Annotated in this window: 1 protein-coding gene; it reads left to right on the forward strand. The window is 44.8% G+C overall.

From position 1 onward, the window contains the following. Nucleotides 1-448: 50S ribosomal protein L11 methyltransferase (locus ACS8FC_RS20740; protein ID WP_439298172.1), on the forward strand; the 448-nt coding region annotated here is incomplete at its 5' end. Nucleotides 449-524: the final 76 nt, after the last annotated feature.

Here is a 524-nt window from a genome sequence, read left to right on the forward strand (position 1 = left end):
GACAGATAAAGTAGTCATCGACTATGGCTGCGGCTCAGGTATTTTGGGTATCGCCGCCCTATTATTAGGTGCACGCCAAGTGTATGCAGTCGATATCGACCCACAAGCTGTACTCGCAACCAATCAAAATGCGGTACGCAATCATGTCGGTGATCATCTGCAAGCGTTCTTACCCGAAGAGTTCACAGATTACTGCTCACAACATGATGTTTTGCCTGTAGAAGTGATTGTCGCCAATATTTTAGCCAAACCCTTAATTGGCTTAGCACCTTACTTTTCAACATTGATTGCATCAAAAGGTCGCATCGTATTGGCAGGTTTAATCGAGTCACAGACTGAACAAGTCATGGAAGCTTATCAACCCTATTTTGCACTCGATCCAAAGCATGCCTTTACCGCGCAAGAGGACCAGCATTGGCAGCGTTTATCTGGTACATTTACTAGCTAGCAACATTTAATTACATCTGTTACGATAGAGGGCAGTCAAACGTGACATGTTTGACGCCACTCTGTCGTTGCTCATG

The organism is Psychrobacter sp. 1Y4, assembly GCF_051847555.1.